This window comes from Mucilaginibacter sp. McL0603, from assembly GCF_049992945.1.
In the GTDB taxonomy this organism is placed as follows: Bacteria; Bacteroidota; Bacteroidia; order Sphingobacteriales; family Sphingobacteriaceae; genus Mucilaginibacter.
This window is the reverse complement of the sequence record NZ_CP188251.1, coordinates 718,234-737,930: the sequence shown is the minus strand read 5'-3', so window position 1 is coordinate 737,930 and position 19,697 is coordinate 718,234. Positions and strand designations below refer to the sequence as shown.

Sequence of the window (19,697 nt, the reverse complement as noted above, 5' to 3'; positions counted from 1 at the left end):
TAAGTACTTGTTTAACGTAAATTATCCATTCAAGGTTTCAGCTAAGTTAGCCATTTTTATAGCAGTAATTGCAGCCTCATCACCTTTATTGCCATGCTTGCCGCCGGCGCGGTCTACGGCCTGTTGCTGGTTATCCGTTGTCAACACACCAAATATAACTGGTTTAGCATATTTTATAGCAACATTGCTTATTCCATTGGCCACAGCATTGCAGATAAAATCAAAGTGCCTGGTTTCTCCCTGTATCACACAGCCCAAACAAATTACAGCATCAAGATGAAGATTTTTTAGCAGCATATCTGCTCCGGATGTCAATTCAAAACTTCCCGGAACAGCGTAGGTAAAGATATTATCAGGCAACGCCCCATGATTGATCAGGCTTTGATAAGCGCCTTCATAAAGGGCATTGGTAATTCCGGCATTCCATTCGGCTACTACTATCCCAAACCGGTAAGGTACTGCCGAAGGGATTTCGGTATTTGAAAAGTCGGACAGATTTTTAAATTGGGTAGCCATTGATAGTGGTTTTTGAAAAGTTATAAAGGTTGTAAATGTTGCACAAGTTGAAAAAAAGATTTCTAAACCTTTGCAACTTCTACAACGTCTTTAACAACTTCAACACCTGTTTACAACTTGGCTTCAACACGGGCAATATAACCGTCCATGCTTTGTGCTTCGTTGCTTTCAGGATAATCTGATTTTATTTTTTTATAAGTTTCATCAGCCGACTTGTAGTCGTTTTGTGCTTCGTAAACTAAGCCAAGCTTCTTCAGATAAATAGGTGATAAAAATTTATTGTTTGTTTTATCAGCAGCTTTTTTGAAGTAAGTTGAAGCTTTATCATAATCTTTCAATTCAACATAAGCATCACCTGTGCTTCCTAATGCTTCAGCAGCAACCATAATATCACTACCGCGATAGTTGGTTAAATTGTCAATTGCCTTACGATACTCACCTTTATTAAGGTAAGCTACCCCCAGGTAAAAAGAAGCAAGGTTAGCAGCTTTAGTGTTGCTGTAATCACTGATGATCTTTTCGAAACCAGGATATCCGGCATCACCTTTTATGGCTTTGTCCCACTCTTTTTTCGCCCAAAAATCTTGCGCAACATACATTTGGCTTGCAGCCTTTTCTTCTCGCGGAGCGAGATACATTTTCTGGTAACCGAAATAAATGATCACCATTGCGATAATGGCAGCAGCTATAAAAATTAAACTTTTTTGGTTCTCGCGCACAAATTTACCGGTCTGTCCTAAATCCTTATCATTCGCTATGACCTTGGTATTTGTTTGGGTTTTTGACATTTCTATTCTAAAATTAAGTTTGCAAAAATACATTTTTCAAGTTTGTTAACAATAGGTTGATGTAAATATTTGTTGGAGAGTGATTAGTGACTGGTTATCAGTTAATCAGTGATTGGCAAATCAGTTAACCGGTGATCAGTTATTAGTATTACATAAAGCAGTTTGCTATTGCCTTCACAATCCTAGTTAACTAATCACCCGTTAACTAATCACCGATAACTGCCCAACAAAATCACTACCTTTGACAACCCTTATGTATCTGCAGCAATTATCTGTTATTAACTTTAAAAACTACACCGAAGCCGAACTTACCTTCAGCGAAGGGGTTAATGTATTTACAGGTAATAACGGCGCCGGGAAAACCAACCTGCTTGATGCCATACATTATTTATCATTATGTAAAAGCTACTTCAATCCTATAGATACCCAGCAGATAAAGCAAGGTACCGACTTTTTTATCATCAATGGCACATTTAATAAAAATGGTGCAAATGAAGCGATCGCATGCGGGGTAAAGCGCAATCAGAAAAAACAATTTAAACGCAATAAAAAGGATTACCAGCGTTTGGCTGATCATATCGGCTTGTTCCCTCTCGTAATGGTGTCACCATATGATATCAGTATCATAATTGAGGGAAGTGAAGAACGCCGCAGGTTTATTGATAATGTGATATCGCAAACAGATAACCGTTACCTCGACGAACTCATCAATTATAATAAGGTATTGATCAACCGCAATGCCTTATTAAAACGCATAGCGGATACCGGCAGGTATGATCCCGAATTGTTAAGTGTGTTTGATGAGCAACTGATTGCATCAGGTAACCTGGTGTTTGAAAAACGTAAAGATTTTATGGAAAGCTTTACACCTATATTTAATAAACATTATCAATTTTTAAGCGGGGATGCTGAGCAAGTAGAACTGGTTTATGAATCCCAGTTATTGCGGGATAATTTCCCCGAACTGTTGAAAAAAAGCACCGAAAAGGATCGTATATTAGAACGTACAACTATAGGTATACATAAGGACGAATTGCAGTTTGCTATACACGGCATGCCAATGAAGAAATTTGGTTCGCAAGGGCAGCAAAAATCATTTCTAATAGCGCTTAAATTAGCACAGTACAGTTTTTTATATCAGCAAAAAGGATTTAAGCCATTGTTGCTGCTTGATGATATTTTTGACAAACTGGATGATAACCGGGTAACCAAACTGATGCAAATGGTATCGAACCATGATTTTGGGCAGGTATTTATTACAGATACCAATGCAGATAAAGTTGAAAATATTTTTAAAAGAATAAATGTAGATCTGAAATTGTTTAAAGTAACAGGAGGAGAAATTGATGGGTAGGACTAACGACAAAAGCCTTAAAGAGGCTATTGAGCAAATGTTGCAGGTTTATAAGATTAAGCGGAAGTATGATGAGACCGGTATAAAAGCCTCATGGCCGGAGTTGGTTGGTAAATCAGTGGCAAATAGGACCAAGGAAATATACATTCACGATAAAAAACTCTTTTTGCGTATTGAGTCGTCAGTTATAAAGAATGAGCTGTTATTAATGCGTGCGCAAATTATCGAAAAGATAAATAACGAAGCTAAGGGTGTGCTAGTGGAAGAGATTATCTTCCTCTAGACCATCTTGCCCTGGCTAATGATTTTTTCCTTAAATCATCACTGATTATAGAATAACCTAATATAATTATTCCAGGAGTGATGAATACCAACTGCACTTCGGGCGGATGGTGAAGGAAGAAAAGCGAATTAACAACAATAATTGCTGTAATAAGCAGTGAATAGATTAAACATTTAATTAGCAGTTTCATAATGAATGGCAATGGTTACGTGTATAATGCCAATAATCATGCCAGGTAAAAACCTCACGGCATAACTATAACATTTACAATGCGCTAAAACTATTACTTTAAGATTGAAAAAGCAAGCAGAGAGGGGAATAAATGCCGGGTATGCATAAGTAAATCTACATACCCGGTATATAATTTAGAATTTCTCGAAAGAAGAGAAGTAGAAACTGCCTTCTATCTGGGCATTTTCGTCTGAATCTGATCCGTGTACAGCATTTGCATCTATAGATTTAGCAAACAGGTTACGGATCGTTCCAGGTTCAGCTTTAGCAGGATCAGTAGCACCGATCAGCTTGCGGAAATCTTCAACTGCATTGCCTTTTTCCAAGATAGCAGCAACAATAGGCCCTGAAGACATAAACGATACCAGGTCGTTATAAAAAGGACGAGCCTTATGCACTGCATAAAATTCGCCGGCTTTTTCTGGAGTAAGCCAAAGATATTTCATCGCAGTTATTTTAAAACCACCTTTTATAATATGATCAAGGATAGCACCGGTATAACCATTAGCCACAGCATCAGGCTTAATCATGGTGAAAGTTTTATTATTTTCCATCGTGTTTATATAAATTGGCGCAAAAGTAGCGTTTTAAATTTTATAAAATAAACGCTTTTAGCTTTATAATTAGATAGTTTGTATTTAATTTATTTATTTAGCTTTGCAGCTATTTTTTAAATGGATGTTGGATTTAGCTGCGCTTACTAAACTTTTAGCACACCCCCGTAAGATAGTAATTACTACGCATCATAAGCCTGATGGCGATGCGATGGGTTCGTCTTTGGGTTTATATAACTACCTGATACAGCAGGGCCATCATGCAAAAGTGATCACGCCTACAGATTATCCTGATTTTCTGGCGTGGCTGCCCGGTAACGGGGATGTGATGATCTATACAGACCATACAGAAGAAGCTGCTGCGATAGTAGCTGAGGCTGAACTGATTTTCTGTCTCGATTTTAACACCCTGAGCCGCATTAATGAACTGGGCGAACTGGTTCGTGCAAGCTCTGCGGTAAAGATCATGATCGATCATCACCTTGAACCGGAAGATTTTGACGATTACAGGCACTGGGATATTAATGCTTGTGCAACTGCGCAATTGGTATATGATTTTATTGTGAATGAACTGCACAATAAGGCCCTTATTAATAAAGATGTTGCTACCTGTTTGTATACAGGAATCATGACTGATTCAGCATCGTTCAGGTTGCCCAATACAACATCTGCTGTACACCGCATAGCTGCTGACCTGATAGACCTGGGTGCAGTTAACTGGCGCATACATGAGTTGGTTTATAGTAACTCATCCGAAAGCAGGCTGCGCTTTTTGGGATACTGTTTAAGCGAAAAGCTGGAAGTGCTGCATGAATTTAATACGGCAATCATATCAGTTACTAAACAGGAACTGGAAAAATATGATGTTGTTACGGGCGATACCGAAGGAATAGTTAACTATGCATTATCTATCACAGGCATCCGTTTGGCAGCTTTTATCGTAGGACGTACTGATATGGTAAAACTTTCGTTAAGGTCAAGGGGAGAGTTTCCGGCCAACGAAATTTGCAAAAAATATTTTAACGGTGGTGGTCACCGTAACGCGGCTGGTGGCACATCAACAGATAGTCTTGATGAGGTCATCAATCAATTTAAACTAATTTTACCCGAATATAAAAAACTATTAATACAATAAATGATGAAGAAAAACTTGATGTTTTTAGCTTTTGCAGCACTAGGATTAGCAAGCTGCAATGGCGGATTTAAAAAAGGCAATGGCGGATTGTTATATGATATCCATGCTGATAAGGGTGGTGCTAAAGTTAAGGAGGGCGACTTTATAAGCCTTAACCTGATAGCAAAAACTGATGGTGACTCGGTATTGATGAGCACTTACGAGCAGGGACGTCCTATTTTAACACTATTACAGAAGCCACAAACTACAGGCGATATTTTTGCCGGGGTAAAGTTATTAGCTGAAGGTGATAGCGCTACTATAAAGACTGAGATTGATTCAATCTACAAAAAAGGCACACGCAGGCCTCCTATTAAGGGTAAATATATAGTATATACCATTAAGGTTGAAAAGGTTATTCCTAAGGGCACAATGACCGATACTGCATTTAACAGCCGTATTCAGGCTTACATGAAAGTGCAAACTGACATAATGAAAAAGCAAGAGCCCGTAAAAATTAAAAAATATATCGACGATAATAAAATAGTTGGTACTACCACTGCTTCAGGCTTATTCTATACCATCACAAAACCAGGCGTGGGTGATAAACCAGCTGTTGGTGATACTGCTGAAGTATTTTATACTGCCAAATATCTTACCGGTAAAATTTTTGAAACCAACGTTAAGGATATCGCACAAAAAAATAAAACATTCAACCCTATGCAGCAATACAAAGCTATTCGCATTCCGGTTGGTGTAAAAGGTGTTATACCGGGCTGGGACGAAGGCTTAATGCTTTTAAACAAAGGTTCTAAAGCTACGTTCGTTATCCCATCAAATTTAGCTTATGGCGAACAAGGATACCAGATCATACCTCCATTTACACCATTAGTATTTGATGTGGAACTGGTAAGCATTATTCACCCTGATCCGAACGCTAAGAAAATTGTACCTCCGGCTCAGATGACATTGCAACAATTGCAGGAACAAGCTAAGCAGCAGCAGGCTAAAAAATAATTGATCTGTTAAGGTCCCCCGGTTATAAAACCGGGGGCTTTTTATTTTAATATAGATGATGAAAAAACTTGTTTTAATTGCTTTATTGTACTTAGGTACTGGTATACAAGCAAATGCCCAGGACAATTATGTGCATACAGCTAAAGGCAACCTTGTAAAAATACTTACTGCCAACACCGGTGCCAAAATTAAACTGAATGATGTGATCACATTTAATGTGGTGCAAAAGACGGAAAAGGACTCGGTTCTTTTTAGCAGTTATACAATGGGCCACCCTTTAAAAATACAGGTGCAAGCTTGTGAGAACGCGGGAGATTTGATGGATGTATTGCCCTTATTGGCTGAAAAAGATAGCGCTTTAGTAAAGGTTCCAACTGATTCGATTTTTAAAGATCATGAAGATCAAAGGCCACCATTTTTACCAAAAGGATGTAATCTGCTGTTTACTGTAAAGATTGAAAAGATACAATCATTACAAGAGGCGATGGCTGAAAGAAACGCAGGCTTAGCAAAAATTAAGGCTGAGGAAATTCCTGCAAGGGATAAATATATTGCGGATAATAAACTTGTTGTGAAAACTACGCCATCAGGCCTGAAGTATTTTATTACACAGCCATCGGTTAAACATAAGCCTTTAACTGGTGATACTTTGCTTGTTAATTATACAGGTAAAACAATTGATGGAAAAGTTTTCGATTCAAGTGTTCAGGCAGATGCGCAAAAAGCAGGATTAAACCAGCCGGGACGCAACTATGAACCCTTACAGGTTATTGTTGGTACAAGCGCAGTTATAAAAGGCTGGGATGAAGGCTTGCTTTTGCTGAACGAGGGTTCGAAAGCGGAGTTTATTATTCCATCTAACTTAGGTTATGGCGCCGAAGGTGCCGGTGCAGACATTCCATCATACAGCACATTGGTGTTTGATGTGGAACTGGTGAAAATTAAACCGATAAAACATGCTCCGGCTAAACCGGTTACAAAAACCCCGGTTAAGCATAAGACGACCGCAGCGAAAAAGAAAAGTTAAATAAAGCCCCCGATAATCCGGGGGCTTTTTAATTTTGCAACATGCTACTTACGGACACACATACCCATCAATATTACGAGACCGATCCGATAAAGCGGGAAGAGCTGATGCAGCGCTGCCTGGACAATGGTATCAGCCGTTTGTTTTTACCAAACGTTGATTCGGCCTCAATTGAATTGGTGATGAGCCAGGTAAAGGTGTACCCGCAGTATTGTTTTGCCATGCTTGGTTTGCATCCCTGCGATGTAAAGGAAAATTGGCAGGATGAGTTGAATACCATCAATGCTGCCATACCTCAACATAAAATATACGCCATTGGAGAAATAGGCATAGACCTGTATTGGGATAAAACCACTTTAGACAACCAGGTAAAAGCTTTTAAGACCCAGATCAACTGGGCAAAAAAACTAAAGTTGCCTATCGTGATCCATTGCCGAGATGCATTTGAAGAAGTTTACAAGGTGTTGTTAGAAGAACAGGATGAAGATCTTCGCGGTATTTTCCATTGCTTTACCGGTACATTGGAACAGGCACAAAAAGTGATCGAACTTGGCTTTTACCTTGGAATTGGCGGCGTGGTGACCTATAAAAATTCCGGGCTCGACAAAATTGTACAGCAAATTGACCTGAAGCACATAGTTTTAGAAACAGATTCTCCTTATCTTACGCCAGTTCCATACCGTGGCAAAAAGAATGAAAGCTCGTATTTATTATACGTTGCTGAAAAGGTGGCCGATCTGCACCAGACAAGCGTGGAAAATGTAGCAGCCATCACCACAGAAAATTCGAAAATTGTTTTTGGTGTGTGAACCATTTTTATATTTACATTTATTATTTAGCATAACAACCTGATCCATGAGTCAAATACTGATCATCTATACCGGAGGGACAATTGGTATGATGAGCGACCCCAAAACAAAAGTGCTCAAACCGATCAACTTTGAACAGATCATGGAGAATGTTCCTGAACTGGAAAAGTTGAACTGCAAGATCATGGTTCATTCTTTTGAGCAGATCATCGACTCATCCAATATGAACCCCGAGATTTGGAGTGAGCTGGCCCATCTGATCAAAGAAAACTATGATAATGTTGATGGTTTTGTGATACTTCATGGTTCGGATACGATGGCATTTACTGCTTCGGCATTAAGCTTTATGCTGGAGAATCTGGGCAAGCCTGTCATCTTCACCGGTTCACAATTGCCGATCAGCGCCATACGTACCGATGCCAAGGAAAACCTGATGACGGCGATTGAAATAGCTAAAGCTAAAAAGCATGACCGCGCGCGCGTGCCAGAGGTTTGTATCTATTTTGATTATAAATTGTTCAGAGGTAACCGGGCGTTTAAATATAACTCTTCAAAATTTGAGGCTTTCCGTTCGCCTAATTATCCAATACTTGCCGAATCGGGTGTGCATTTAAAATTCAGCATCAATGATATAAGACAACCATTAGATGCACCTTTTATCGTACACCGCGACCTGGTAAGTGATGTTGCAGTGTTAAAATTATATCCGGGTATTAGTCCGAAAGTTGTTGAAACTATCCTCAATTCCGATGTACGCGGTATAGTAATGGAAACATTTGGTGCAGGCAATACAACTACAGATGCCTGGTTTACCGGTATGCTTAAAAATGCCATCAACAGCGGTAAAGTAATACTGGATATTTCGCAATGTAAAGTAGGTACAGTTGAACTGGGACGATACGAAACCAGTAAGGAATTAAAAGACATGGGCATAGCTAATGGCTATGATATGACTTATGAGGCCGCCATCACCAAAATGATGTATCTGTTGGGTCAATACCGTGAGCCGTTAATGATCAAAGAGTTGCTGGAAACTGATCTTCGGGGTGAGTTGACGGTATCGTAATATAAGCTTCCAGAAGCACAAACGAAATGTTTGCGACCACCTTACGGATATATCCGCTGTTAATTATGGCAGTAACCTATTACGCTATCATCAACAAAGAAAAAACAGCAGGATTATAGACAGGATGCTTCCAATAAGTGTGACTTCCTTTATCCAATAGAATAAAATTTTCTTTATAGGAAAACGATTTAAAATATGGGTGTAAAAACGGGTTGTTTTTATAATTAATTTGTTTTAGATTAGATTTTACCTAATTATCTTATTTCTCACCAATTCCGGCAAACAAATTAATATCAATTTTCACAGTTATGAGAGGCTTTAAGATTCATCTCTTATTATTTCTAATATGGATGATATATGCATGTCATAAAGACCATCAGATTCCAAAACCAACAGATAGTCAACCAGTTGATGTATATGTATATGGAGGCTTGTGGCACCTGGATGCGTCAGGCCTGTATCCTCAAAACGGGGATGCTGTTTATTATAAGAATGGCGGCTTAGTGACTTTAAACCTGCCCGCGAATTCAACTTCACCAAATGGGCTAGCTTACATTCATTCATTTGCTATTTCCGGTGATACAATTTATGCCGGCGGAGCTTATACAGATGAATTTTTGGCTCCTATCGACATTGCCCAAGCACTATATTGGATAAACGGCACCGTGCATGTACTCCCGGTACTTGGCGGATCTGATGGACCTGTTCCTATAATAATGGGTACGGCAGCAAATGGTAAAAATTATTATGAGCTTTATTATGGAGAAAATAGTTCAGGTACTTCAATAGTAAACGGGATAGCCGTCAATGGCATTATAAAATATCAATATAATGATTTTTTGAACGGCGTGATTGTTTCGGGAACCGATGTGTATGTTTTTGGAACTTCAGCTCAGGGTAATAATGCTATTTACTATAAAAACAATCAACCGGTTCAATTTGTGGCACAAACAAATGCAAAGGCAACCTCCATTACAGGTATGTTTCTTTCCGGGCAGGACGTTTATGCTTGCGGCAATTTATCTTTTGATTTCGGCGTAGCAGGATATTGGAAAAATGGGCAATTAACAATACTCAGCCCCACCACCGTTAATGCCCGTACTACCGGTATTGTTATAAACGGGAAAGATGTATACATAGCTGGATATATTGAAACCGGTAATATCATTCCCGGCACTGTTAATTCGCCGGTGCATGCTGCCGTTTTATGGAAAAATGGTGTTATGACAACGTTGAGCTCTCCTGCTTATGATTCCTATACAACTAATATCGTTGCCTCGAAAAATGATATTTATATTGGTGGTTATTCAGGTCCTGACTCAGCTTTTACCGTTTACTGGAAAAATGGTGCGCCTGTAAAATTTAAAATTGCACCTAAAGACTCTTTACTGGTCAGCGGTGTCGTAGTTGTACCTAAAAATAAATAGTTATTGCAAGTTATCTTAAAAGTTATTAAAATGAATAGTTTTAGAAGTTGCCTGATTTATTTAGTAATCATGTTATGCCTGATATCATATTCATGTAGCAAGGCTCATAATACGCCTGTTCCAAGTGCTGATCAGCAAACGGACGTATATGTAAGTGGTGTAATCGCTAACTTAATGGCGCCTGGTATTTTTACCGAGCTACCGGTTTATTACAAAAATGGAATAAGTCATAGTTTAAGTAACACTACTGCAGCATATTGCGGAATATCTGCCTTTACAGTGGTAAATAATGATATTTATGCTTATGGTGTATTTAATAAGTCAATGGTCTTCTGGAAAAATAATACCCAGCAGCCATTCGCTAACTCTGATGTTTCCCTGGTAACAGGTATAGCTATGGATGGAAATAATACCTATTTATCTTTCGCAGGTGCCAATACATTAGCAGGTTCAACCGTTAGGCAGACAGCGGGCTACACTCTAAACAACAACACATTATTTGAATTTACAGGCAGTGCATATGGAATTGTTTCTTCCGGGACTGATATTTATTGCTTTGGCGATACAGCTATCGCTACACCAGACTATTCACCATCGTTATACGCCACTTATTATAAAAATAAAATTCCTGTACATTTAAGTGACATAAAAGGTAGTCAGCAGTCCGTTATTACATCCATGTTTATTTCAGGCAACGATGTATATGCTTCCGGTTATGTTTACAGGATTGATCCGGTATTCAACTCACCTATCATTGACACTGCAGTGTATTGGAAAAATGGTGCAATGACTGTGCTTCAAGCCGGTGGATATGTTGCCCATACTACAGCAATTGCTGTTAAAGGGAATGATGTGTATGTAGCCGGATATATAAATAACGGAAATTGGAATAGCAGAAATATGGATTTTCGGCTGCCCCATGCTACGCTTTGGAAAAATGGTGTGCCGGTAACACTTAGCAAAGGTGCGTTTGCATCATATACTAATAACATGGTTTTGTCGGGCAATGATGTTTATGTAGGTGGAACTGAGGGGCCTGATTCAGCTGTAACTCTATATTGGAAAAACGGGACGCCTGTAACATTAAAGTTGCCGGCCACTTCTTCATTTGGTGAAACCGGAATCCAGGTTGTTACGAAATAATTCTGCTTCTTAATAGAATCGCTAACCATTTGTTAAACATTGTTAAATACTCTGTTGACGGATAGCTGTTTATCCAGGAACTTTCTATTTTTGAATATAACCCAATCGTTATGTTCAAAACCTATATCAAACTTGCCCTTCGCAATTTGTGGAAACGCAAAACAAGCACTTTAATTAATGTTTTTGGCCTGGCTGTAGGGCTTGCGTGCTGCGCTTTAGTATTCCTATTTTTTCAGCATGAACTGAGCTTTGACAAAGGCTTTGACAATGGTGATGATATTTACCGGGTAACATCCACCTTTAAGGATGGCAGCAAAGCGCCTACAGTAGGCCTTCCTTACGCTAAATTCTTAAAAAGCGAGATACCCGAAATAGAAGAGGTTAGCCGACTGGACCCAACAAACGGCACTACCATTGTCCAGGTACAAGGTACTGGTGTTTCAACTCCGTATATTGAAAATTCCGGCTACTGGGTCGATCCCGATTTTTTTAACTTACTCTCGTTCCATTTTTTGCAGGGAGATCGTAAAACGGCTTTTGCTGCACCTAATACTATTGTGCTTTCACAGTCACTGGCCAAAAAGCTTTTTAAAGAAGTGTACCCTATCGGGAAAACTTTAAAAGCAGCCGGAACTATTTATACTATTACAGGTGTTTTTAAGGAGGATTTTTTAAACCATATACAAGCTGGCTTCTTCGCTTCTAACAACAGCGATAACATCAGGCAGCTCATGGCTAATAATACCAGCTGGGTTGTAAACGATAATTTTTACACGTACGTCAGGTTGAAACATGGCAGTAATGTTCAGCATGTAATTGATGAATTGAACACTTACCTTCAAAGACATGCAGGCGCCGAGCTAAAAGCACATAGCGATCACATTACCAACTCGCTACAGGCGCTCAAGGATATTCACCTTAATTCTTCCGAGTTTATGGATTACCTTGCCTATAAGCAGGGCAATATAAAATACCTGTATCTGTTATCCTCCATAGCCCTGGTGATATTGCTGCTGGCCTGTATCAATTATATGAACCTAACAACTGCCCAGGCTGTAAGTCGGGCACGTGAAGTAGGCGTACGCCGTGTAATGGGGGCAGGTAAAGGTGCTATCCGCTATCAATTTTTGATTGAAACTATTATCATTAGTATTTGTGCGCTGATAATCTCCATCGGGCTATCATTCCTGTTCTTACCAGTGTTTAATAATTTCACAGGACAAACTTTATCGTTCTTCGCCAGCGAGAATACTAGCTTAATTTTATGGTTGACATTAATTGCTTTGATAACCGGTCTGGCAGCAGGTTTATATCCTGCGTTTTATTTGTCGGCCTTTAATCCTGTCAAAGTATTAAAAGGGAACGTGAGTGATTCATCAGGCATGTTTAGTATACGTAAAGTACTGATCGTATCGCAATTCATTATTTCAACTTGCCTCATATTTTCTACGATAGTGATATGGAACCAGCTGCATTTTATGCTCAATACCAAACCGGGCTTTGACCAGGATCAGCAATTGGTATTAAATCTTAATGGTGATCAAGCTCAAAGAAACAGCTCCCTATTGGTAAAGCAGCTGGCCAGTAATATAAACTTCAAATCGGTAACCAATGCGACAGCACCATTGATATCGGGTGATATGAATTTGTATTCGGCAACTAAAACAATAGAGGATAAACAAATAGTATTCTTTGACTTTGCTGATGAAAATTATTTAAAAACACTTGGTCTGCAGCTGATCTCAGGCAGTAATTTTACTCAGGCGACATTCATCAATACCAATATGCAGGAAGATATGGAACTGCACGACTTTGGCAAGGAGGTGATCTTAAATGAAGAAGCCGCAAAGCTGTTAGGATTTGATCCATACACAGCAGCTGGTAAATATGTATCGCACCTTCACAATGGCGTTGTTTATAGTTATAAAGTGGTGGGCGTAATTAAGAACTATCATTACTTTTCTTTGCATGCGACTATAGGCCCATGTGCAATAATGGCTGTTAATCCTCTAAGGTGTACTACTATTGTGGCAAAAGTTGATGGCAAGCATATTCCTGCAGCCGTTCGATATGCTTCAGACCAATGGAAGAAGCTAAATCCTGATACTCCTTTTTCGTATGGATTTTTGAATGATATTTTCCAGAGCGATTATATACAGGATCAGCGAGAGCAACAGATGATCGGGATTTTTACAGCATTGACAATATATATATCATGCCTCGGACTACTAGGATTGATTACCTACACTGTAACTCAAAAGGCCCGTGAAATAGGTATTCGCAAGGTGATAGGCGCCAGTGTTCCCAGTATCGTAATGCTATTCTATAAACAATACTTTAAGCTGGTTATCATTGCAAATATTATTGCTCTGCCACTGGGCTGGTATTTCATGAACAGCTGGTTACATGATTTTCCGTACCGTATTGCGATTAGTTGGTGGATATTCGCCTTGTCTTTATCAGCAGGTGCGATCATTGCATTTTTTACCATTGCCTTTAAAACAGTAAGGGCGGCAAATGCTAACCCGGTGGATAGTCTGAGATCTGAGTAAAAATAAATCATTATTAAAAACAATAGCGACAGGTTTAAGCCCGTCGCTACAAGTTTTGTACCTTTAATTGTCTCCGGCAGGTGCAGTGGAAGCTGCACCGCCTTCAACAATACTGATACTCTAGGGGTATTAGTCTCTTTTTATATCCTTCCTATATTTCCTTTTTCAACTCTCTTTTTGTAAGCCCAGTAAAAGATGATCGGGAATATGAACAGGTTAAATGTTGTATTAGTGATCAAGCCACCTATTACTACGATAGCCAATGGCTTTGAAGCTTCTGACCCTATGCCATGTGATATTGCAGCCGGTAATAAACCAATTGTAGCCATCATGGCAGTCATTACCACCGGGCGCAAACGATCCGCAACACCCAGCTTTAAGGCATCAGAAAACCTGCGGGCCGAATGGAATCGTAGCTCTTTAATATTGCTCTTGAATTTGGTGATCAGGATAACTCCGTTCTGCACGCATATACCAAATAGTGCGATGAAGCCGATACCTGCCGAGATGTTAAAGTTTACACCGGTAATCAGCAGAGCCAGTATGCCACCAGCTATAGCGAATGGCACATTGTTCAATACCAATAGTGAATCTCTGAAATTGCCGAACAGGATAAACAGGATAAAGAAAATGATCAACAAACTGATAGGGACTACCTGAGCCAGCCTTGCTGATGCCCTTTGCTGGTTCTCAAAATCACCCGCCCATTCCAGGAAATAGCCTTTTGGTAACTTTATCGCCGCATTTACTTTATCCTGGGCCTCCCTAACAGTACTACCCATATCGCGGCCACGGATAGAGAATTTAATGGCTCCATAGCGTTTATGATCGTCCCGATAGATCATGCTTATACCAGTGATCTTTGTAATACTTGCGATCTCGCGCAATGGCACTTTATTACCGCTGATAGATGGAACGCGCAGGTCGCCGATAGCATCGGTGTTATTCCGGAAATCGTCAGGATAGCGTATACGCAGATCAAACTTACGTTCCCCTTCGTATATCTGTGTGGCAGCTTTGCCACCAATAGCTGTTTCAATAACGGCGTTGGCATCGGCGGCTTCTACACCATATTGTGCCATTTTTGCCTGGTTCAGGTTGATCTGCAACTCGGGCTGACCCATATCCCGCAGTACGCCCAGATCCGTGATGCCCTTTACACCCTTGAGGATGTTAAAAATACTATCCTCTCTTTTTTCGATGAACTTATAATCATCACCAAACATTTTTACTACGATAGATCCTTTTACGCCTGATACCGCTTCCTCTACGTTATCAGATATAGGTTGCGAGAAGTTGAGATCGATACCCGGGAAAAATTTCAATTTTTCATTCATCCGCTGTATCAATTCCTCTTTGGTCTCTTTACGCTTCCATTGATCTTCGGGATAAATATCTACGTGGAACTCAATATTATAGAAACCGGTAGCATCAGTACCGTCATTCGGCCTACCGGTTTGTGATACTACCTGCTTTACTTCGTCAAAACTCAGGAATATCTTACGCATCTCATTGGCAAGCTTTACCGATTCACCAAGCGAAATGCTCAATGGACCAGTAGCTCTTACATAAATAGAGCCTTCATTTAATTCGGGTAAAAATTCTGTTCCGAGCAATTCAAAACAGGCAAGGCACATAAATAATGTAACCAGCGTAAACGGCAACATTATTTTCCTGAACTTAAAGCACCAGGTATATATCCGCATGCAAAATCCGGTTACAAACTCTACAAAAACATTGTGCTTTTCTTTAACATTTTTATTGAGTAGTACACTGGCCAGGGCCGGTACAAAAGTGAAAGTTAAAATAAGTGCGCCCAGTAAAGCAAAACCCAATGTCCAGGCCAGGGGAGAAAACATTTTACCCTCAACTTTTTGGAAACTGAATATGGGTAGTAAACCTGTTATGATGATCAGCTTAGCGAAGAATATGCCTTTACCGTTAACCAGGCAGGCTTGTTTGATCATCCCCAGCTTACTCAAACGGTTGTATTTTTCCATACCCACTTCACGGGCCCTGTGATCGAGCACCACAAATATGCCCTCGACCATCACCACCGCAGCATCGATGATGATCCCAAAGTCAATAGCTCCCATGGACAGGAGATTGGCAGACATCCCTTTTAATTTGAGACACACAAAAGCGAACAGCAAAGCCAGCGGGATAACCAGTGACACGATCAATGTAGTGCGCCAGTCGGCCATGAAAAGGAACACAATAACAGTTACAAATATGATCCCTTCGAACATATTGTGTAATACCGTATGGGTAGCAAAGTCTACCAGGTCTTCCCGGTCATAAAAAGTTCTGATCTTTACATCAGAAGGCAGGATATTAGAATTCAGATCTTTTATCTTTTCCTTCAGGCTTTTGATTACAACACTTGGGTTCTCACCTTTACGCATTACTACAATGCCTTCAACCACATCCGGGTCACGGTCACGCCCTACTTGCCCCAATCGGGGCAGCGCAGACTCGGTAACCTCACCTATTGTTTTTACATAGATAGGGGTCCCTTTTACGTTGTTAACGACAACATTTTTGATCTCATCAATATTGTTAAGCAAGCCAATACCCCTTACCACGTAGGCCTGTCCGCTTTGCTCAATCACATCACCGCCAACGTTTACATTGCTTTTTGAAACTGCTTCGTATAACTCCAGTGCCGAAACACCGTATTGCAACGCCTTTTGAGGATCAACGGTGATCTGATAGGTTTTCACCTCACCGCCAAAACTATTCACATCTGCTATACCGGGTACTGCACGTATCTCGCGGTCAACTACCCAATCCTCAATAGTTTTCAGATCACGTACTGACCTCTTATTACTGGTTAATGTAAAGCGGTATATCTCACCTGTTGGACCGTAAGGCGGCTCGATGGAAGGGTTAACACCATCAGGCAAATTAGCATCACCTATATGGTTATTGATCTGTAAACGCGCAAAGGCATAGTCCACATCATCGTCAAAAGTTACTTTTACTACCGACAGGCCGAAGAGTGAAGATGACCTGATGCTGGTTTTCTTCTCAGCCGGGTTCATGGCAATTTCCAGCGGACGGGTTACAAATTTTTCAACCTCCTCAGCACTACGGCCCGGCCATTGTGTAATAATCGTCACCGAAGTATTAGTCACATCCGGAAACGCATCAATACTGATATTTTTAAAGCTGATATATCCTCCGGCAGCAAGCAACGCAGTAACAAAGAATATGAAAAACTTATTCCTCAGTGCGAATGATAGTACCGTCTTTATGAATCGATTCATGTTGTTATTTCGGATGTCCGATTTCGGATTTGTTTTTATGTCTTATTTCAATTTTATTCGACGCCAACCGCCTTGCACCTATCAGTCTTTAAGCGATTCAAAAAGATATACCTGTCTTGATGCCACAATCCGGTCACCATGCTTTAAACCGGCGCGGATATATGCCCTGTCTTCAACTTTTTTAGCAATATCTACCTGCTGTATGCGCGCATGCGCCTTGCCATCAACCAGTATCACATAGTTTTTATCATTATCGAATATCAGCGCACGGGTATTGATCACCGGCAAACTCTCACCCGATTTGGCTTTGATTGTCACATTAGCAAACATCTCCGGTTTAAGCTTATTACCCGGATTGGCTATCTTCACTCTTGCCTTTACTATTTTATTGTCAGGATCAAGCACATCGTATATCTTATCTATCTTGCCTTCAAACACTTTATCAGGATAAGACAGGGTGGTGATCTTTACCGGGTCGCCGGTTTGTATGTTGGCGATATCAGATTCATAAATATTAATCAGCACATATACATCCGACAGATCAGCGATGGTAAACAGGTTCTGGCTGTTATCTGCTCTTACCTGCGTGTTGTCCGTTAGATTTTTTTCGATGACAAAACCAGAGATAGGAGATTTAATTATATATCCCTGCGCATTACTTTTATTGATTCCGATAACTGCTTCGGCGCGTTTGCTTTCTGCCTGTGCCTTCTGATAATCGGATTGTGCCTGCTCAAAATCTTTTTGTGATGCCAGTCCGCTTTTATACAGATCCTGGGTAGATTCAAAAGTGCGTTTGGCACTCCTTACATCAGCTTCGGCAGAAATATAATCTTTGGTAAACGCAGCCATCTCGGCACTCTTCATAATAGCCAATGTTTGTCCCTGGCTTACCAAATCACCCAATTGCACATGTACATCCTGCGCCACACCGCTTACCATAGGGAAAATTTTCACAGTTTTATTTTCGTCAGGTGCGATGCTGCCGGTAAGATTTATTTCTGAAAGCGCACTCGCTTCCTTTACTGTGTCTATTAAAAGACTATTTAGTAAAGTATCGGTCACTTCAAATTTCTGTTCCTTCTGATCGTCTGCATTTTCAGCATGATGGCAGCTTTGTAATACTATGCCCGTGATGAGCAAAGCCAGGATAAATACCGCTGTTTTATATGTATGGTGTAGCATAATGGGCTTATTGTTGATTAAAAAATGGTGTCCCGGTGGCGTAATTTAGTTGCTCAAGCGAAATGACCCGGTTGAGCTGCAGGTTATTTAATTGCAGGGTATTTGTCTTGTACGAATCATAAAAGTCAAGGAATTCCAACATGCTGATGTTCCGCTTATCATAATTCTTGATCACTTCCTGTATCAGGTGTGTAAAATCATCTTTAAACTGGGGGTCAAAACTGTTGTATAGTTTCTCGAGCCTTAATGCGCCTTTATAATTGGTAGCAACATCACTTTCAACCTGGTTTTGCTGGCTTTGCAGTTGCACTTTACTCTGGTCAATGGCAATGTGCGCTTGTCTTATACCACCCTGGTTACGATTAAAGAATGGCAGACTGAACGCTAAACCCGCGCTCATAAAATTATTACCGTATGAACCCAGCTTATCATAGTTAAAGGCTAATGAAATATCCGGAACAGCTGTGGCTTTTTGAAGTTTCAGATTAAGATTGTTATAATCAACGGCTGATTTGGTATACTTCAGATCATAACGGTTAGCATAGGCTGAGTCAAGCAATTGCTGGTATGGTACCTGAGCTACTTGCTGTTGGTTATCAAAATTAACCTGCGGTAAAACATAGGTATCAGGCGATGCCTTAATAAGCAATTTCAACTCGCTTTGTGTAGTATCAATGCCGGCTAACAGATTATTATACTCACTTTGTAATGAATAGAGCTGTGACTGGATACGCAATACTTCTTTTTGTGCGATGTTGCCTTTGGTATATTGCTCCTTAAAAATAACAAGTGTTTTAGATAAGGAAGTTATCTCCTCATTATAGATTTTGGCTGATTGTTGCTGGAAATAGATCGTGTAAAAATCATTCCTGAGTGTAAACTTCAGAGTCCGCAACAAATCAAAAAATTGATATTTAGCCTGCTCCACTCCAATTTTAGCTAACTGAATATTTTTGTTGCGTTTGCCTGCCGTAAAAAAAAGTTGTGATACACCGAATGATTGCTCGCTAAATGCATTAGGCACTCCGGTAGCATGGATACCATTGTTAAAATTAAAATCAGGATTTTGGAATAGCCTTGCAGTAATTACCTGGGCACTGGCGTTATCAATATTATACCGCTGAATAATGAGACTAAGGTTATTTTTTATGAATTGATCTTCGGCTTGTTTAACTGTCAATTTAAGTGTATCGCTTACCGGGGCCTGCGCAAATGCAGTTGCCCCGGCAGCTATACACCCTATTTGCACCAACAGAAGAGCTCGAATAAACTTTAAAAGCATATTTATTTTGTTTGCGCAAAGTTAGATTCGGGGTATTAAAGCAGAATTAAAGCTGGATTAGAAAGGGATTAGAATTTGAT

The 19,697-nt window shown here is 40.0% G+C and carries 16 protein-coding genes; 10 read left to right on the top strand and 6 right to left on the bottom strand.

The features are described 5' to 3' along the window. Nucleotides 1-21: 21 nt before the first annotated feature. A complete protein-coding gene (ribH, locus tag ACPPVU_RS03555; protein ID WP_426670323.1) occupies nucleotides 22-516 on the bottom strand; it encodes a 6,7-dimethyl-8-ribityllumazine synthase in 495 nt (164 codons plus the stop codon). A gap of 110 nt (nucleotides 517-626) precedes the next feature. Further along, the gene (locus ACPPVU_RS03550; protein WP_426670322.1) at nucleotides 627-1,304 is read right to left on the bottom strand and encodes a tetratricopeptide repeat protein; all 678 of its coding nucleotides are present in this window, start codon (nucleotides 1,302-1,304) and stop codon (nucleotides 627-629) included. 253 nt (nucleotides 1,305-1,557) lie between these two features. Here ACPPVU_RS03550 and recF point away from each other — a divergent pair, with 253 nt between their 5' ends. Together recF and ACPPVU_RS03540 are read left to right on the top strand one after the other, a co-directional pair. Next, nucleotides 1,558-2,658, top strand: coding sequence for a DNA replication/repair protein RecF (gene recF, locus ACPPVU_RS03545; RefSeq protein WP_426670321.1), 1,101 nt, complete (start codon nucleotides 1,558-1,560; stop codon nucleotides 2,656-2,658). After that, nucleotides 2,651-2,941 (top strand): DUF721 domain-containing protein, encoded by a 291-nt coding sequence (locus ACPPVU_RS03540; protein ID WP_426670320.1) that lies wholly within the window; start codon nucleotides 2,651-2,653, stop codon nucleotides 2,939-2,941. Before recF ends, ACPPVU_RS03540 begins: the two co-directional genes overlap by 8 nt. A gap of 365 nt (nucleotides 2,942-3,306) precedes the next feature. On the opposite strand, the gene ACPPVU_RS03535 is transcribed toward ACPPVU_RS03540, so the two are convergent. After that, nucleotides 3,307-3,726, bottom strand: coding sequence for a nucleoside-diphosphate kinase (locus ACPPVU_RS03535; protein ID WP_426670319.1), 420 nt, complete (start codon nucleotides 3,724-3,726; stop codon nucleotides 3,307-3,309). A 124-nt stretch (nucleotides 3,727-3,850) separates the two neighbouring features. Here ACPPVU_RS03535 and ACPPVU_RS03530 point away from each other — a divergent pair, with 124 nt between their 5' ends. From ACPPVU_RS03530 to ACPPVU_RS03495, 8 genes are all read left to right on the top strand, one after another. Continuing rightward, on the top strand, nucleotides 3,851-4,861 hold the full coding sequence (locus ACPPVU_RS03530) for a DHH family phosphoesterase (RefSeq protein ID WP_426670318.1): 1,011 nt from the start codon (nucleotides 3,851-3,853) through the stop codon (nucleotides 4,859-4,861). After that, nucleotides 4,862-5,857, top strand: a complete 996-nt coding sequence (locus ACPPVU_RS03525) for an FKBP-type peptidyl-prolyl cis-trans isomerase (protein WP_426670317.1) — start codon at nucleotides 4,862-4,864, stop codon at nucleotides 5,855-5,857. A gap of 55 nt (nucleotides 5,858-5,912) precedes the next feature. Next, nucleotides 5,913-6,884, top strand: a complete 972-nt coding sequence (locus ACPPVU_RS03520) for an FKBP-type peptidyl-prolyl cis-trans isomerase (protein ID WP_426670316.1) — start codon at nucleotides 5,913-5,915, stop codon at nucleotides 6,882-6,884. 41 nt (nucleotides 6,885-6,925) lie between these two features. Further along, complete coding sequence (locus ACPPVU_RS03515) at nucleotides 6,926-7,693, top strand: TatD family hydrolase (protein WP_426670315.1); 768 nt, start codon at nucleotides 6,926-6,928, stop codon at nucleotides 7,691-7,693. 46 nt (nucleotides 7,694-7,739) lie between these two features. Beyond that, nucleotides 7,740-8,759 carry an asparaginase gene (locus ACPPVU_RS03510; RefSeq protein WP_426670314.1) on the top strand — a complete coding sequence of 340 codons (1,020 nt, stop codon included), beginning with the start codon at nucleotides 7,740-7,742 and terminating at the stop codon, nucleotides 8,757-8,759. Nucleotides 8,760-9,067: 308 nt separating this feature from the next. Further along, entirely contained in the window at nucleotides 9,068-10,186 is a 1,119-nt protein-coding gene (locus ACPPVU_RS03505) for a hypothetical protein (RefSeq protein WP_426670313.1), read from the top strand. 30 nt (nucleotides 10,187-10,216) lie between these two features. Then, nucleotides 10,217-11,329 carry a hypothetical protein gene (locus tag ACPPVU_RS03500; protein WP_426670312.1) on the top strand — a complete coding sequence of 371 codons (1,113 nt, stop codon included), beginning with the start codon at nucleotides 10,217-10,219 and terminating at the stop codon, nucleotides 11,327-11,329. A 110-nt stretch (nucleotides 11,330-11,439) separates the two neighbouring features. Beyond that, on the top strand, nucleotides 11,440-13,881 hold the full coding sequence (locus tag ACPPVU_RS03495; protein WP_426670311.1) for an ABC transporter permease: 2,442 nt from the start codon (nucleotides 11,440-11,442) through the stop codon (nucleotides 13,879-13,881). 140 nt (nucleotides 13,882-14,021) lie between these two features. On the opposite strand, the gene ACPPVU_RS03490 is transcribed toward ACPPVU_RS03495, so the two are convergent. From ACPPVU_RS03490 to ACPPVU_RS03480, 3 genes are all read right to left on the bottom strand, one after another. After that, nucleotides 14,022-17,150: an efflux RND transporter permease subunit gene (locus tag ACPPVU_RS03490; protein ID WP_426670310.1), complete on the bottom strand. Its 3,129-nt coding sequence runs from the start codon at nucleotides 17,148-17,150 to the stop codon at nucleotides 14,022-14,024. Between the two features lie 81 nt (nucleotides 17,151-17,231). Continuing rightward, nucleotides 17,232-18,335 carry an efflux RND transporter periplasmic adaptor subunit gene (locus tag ACPPVU_RS03485; RefSeq protein WP_426670309.1) on the bottom strand — a complete coding sequence of 368 codons (1,104 nt, stop codon included), beginning with the start codon at nucleotides 18,333-18,335 and terminating at the stop codon, nucleotides 17,232-17,234. Between the two features lie 7 nt (nucleotides 18,336-18,342). Further along, the gene (locus tag ACPPVU_RS03480) at nucleotides 18,343-19,617 is read right to left on the bottom strand and encodes a TolC family protein (RefSeq protein WP_426670308.1); all 1,275 of its coding nucleotides are present in this window, start codon (nucleotides 19,615-19,617) and stop codon (nucleotides 18,343-18,345) included. Nucleotides 19,618-19,697: the final 80 nt, after the last annotated feature.

Coding starts and splice junctions, on each gene's coding strand:
- ribH (WP_426670323.1), bottom strand. CDS start 516: ATGGCTACCCAATTTAAAAATCTGTCCGACTTTTCAAATACCGAAATC.
- ACPPVU_RS03550 (WP_426670322.1), bottom strand. CDS start 1,304: ATGTCAAAAACCCAAACAAATACCAAGGTCATAGCGAATGATAAGGAT.
- recF (WP_426670321.1), top strand. CDS start 1,558: ATGTATCTGCAGCAATTATCTGTTATTAACTTTAAAAACTACACCGAA.
- ACPPVU_RS03540 (WP_426670320.1), top strand. CDS start 2,651: ATGGGTAGGACTAACGACAAAAGCCTTAAAGAGGCTATTGAGCAAATG.
- ACPPVU_RS03535 (WP_426670319.1), bottom strand. CDS start 3,726: ATGGAAAATAATAAAACTTTCACCATGATTAAGCCTGATGCTGTGGCT.
- ACPPVU_RS03530 (WP_426670318.1), top strand. CDS start 3,851: ATGTTGGATTTAGCTGCGCTTACTAAACTTTTAGCACACCCCCGTAAG.
- ACPPVU_RS03525 (WP_426670317.1), top strand. CDS start 4,862: ATGATGAAGAAAAACTTGATGTTTTTAGCTTTTGCAGCACTAGGATTA.
- ACPPVU_RS03520 (WP_426670316.1), top strand. CDS start 5,913: ATGATGAAAAAACTTGTTTTAATTGCTTTATTGTACTTAGGTACTGGT.
- ACPPVU_RS03515 (WP_426670315.1), top strand. CDS start 6,926: ATGCTACTTACGGACACACATACCCATCAATATTACGAGACCGATCCG.
- ACPPVU_RS03510 (WP_426670314.1), top strand. CDS start 7,740: ATGAGTCAAATACTGATCATCTATACCGGAGGGACAATTGGTATGATG.
- ACPPVU_RS03505 (WP_426670313.1), top strand. CDS start 9,068: ATGAGAGGCTTTAAGATTCATCTCTTATTATTTCTAATATGGATGATA.
- ACPPVU_RS03500 (WP_426670312.1), top strand. CDS start 10,217: ATGAATAGTTTTAGAAGTTGCCTGATTTATTTAGTAATCATGTTATGC.
- ACPPVU_RS03495 (WP_426670311.1), top strand. CDS start 11,440: ATGTTCAAAACCTATATCAAACTTGCCCTTCGCAATTTGTGGAAACGC.
- ACPPVU_RS03490 (WP_426670310.1), bottom strand. CDS start 17,150: ATGAATCGATTCATAAAGACGGTACTATCATTCGCACTGAGGAATAAG.
- ACPPVU_RS03485 (WP_426670309.1), bottom strand. CDS start 18,335: ATGCTACACCATACATATAAAACAGCGGTATTTATCCTGGCTTTGCTC.
- ACPPVU_RS03480 (WP_426670308.1), bottom strand. CDS start 19,617: ATGCTTTTAAAGTTTATTCGAGCTCTTCTGTTGGTGCAAATAGGGTGT.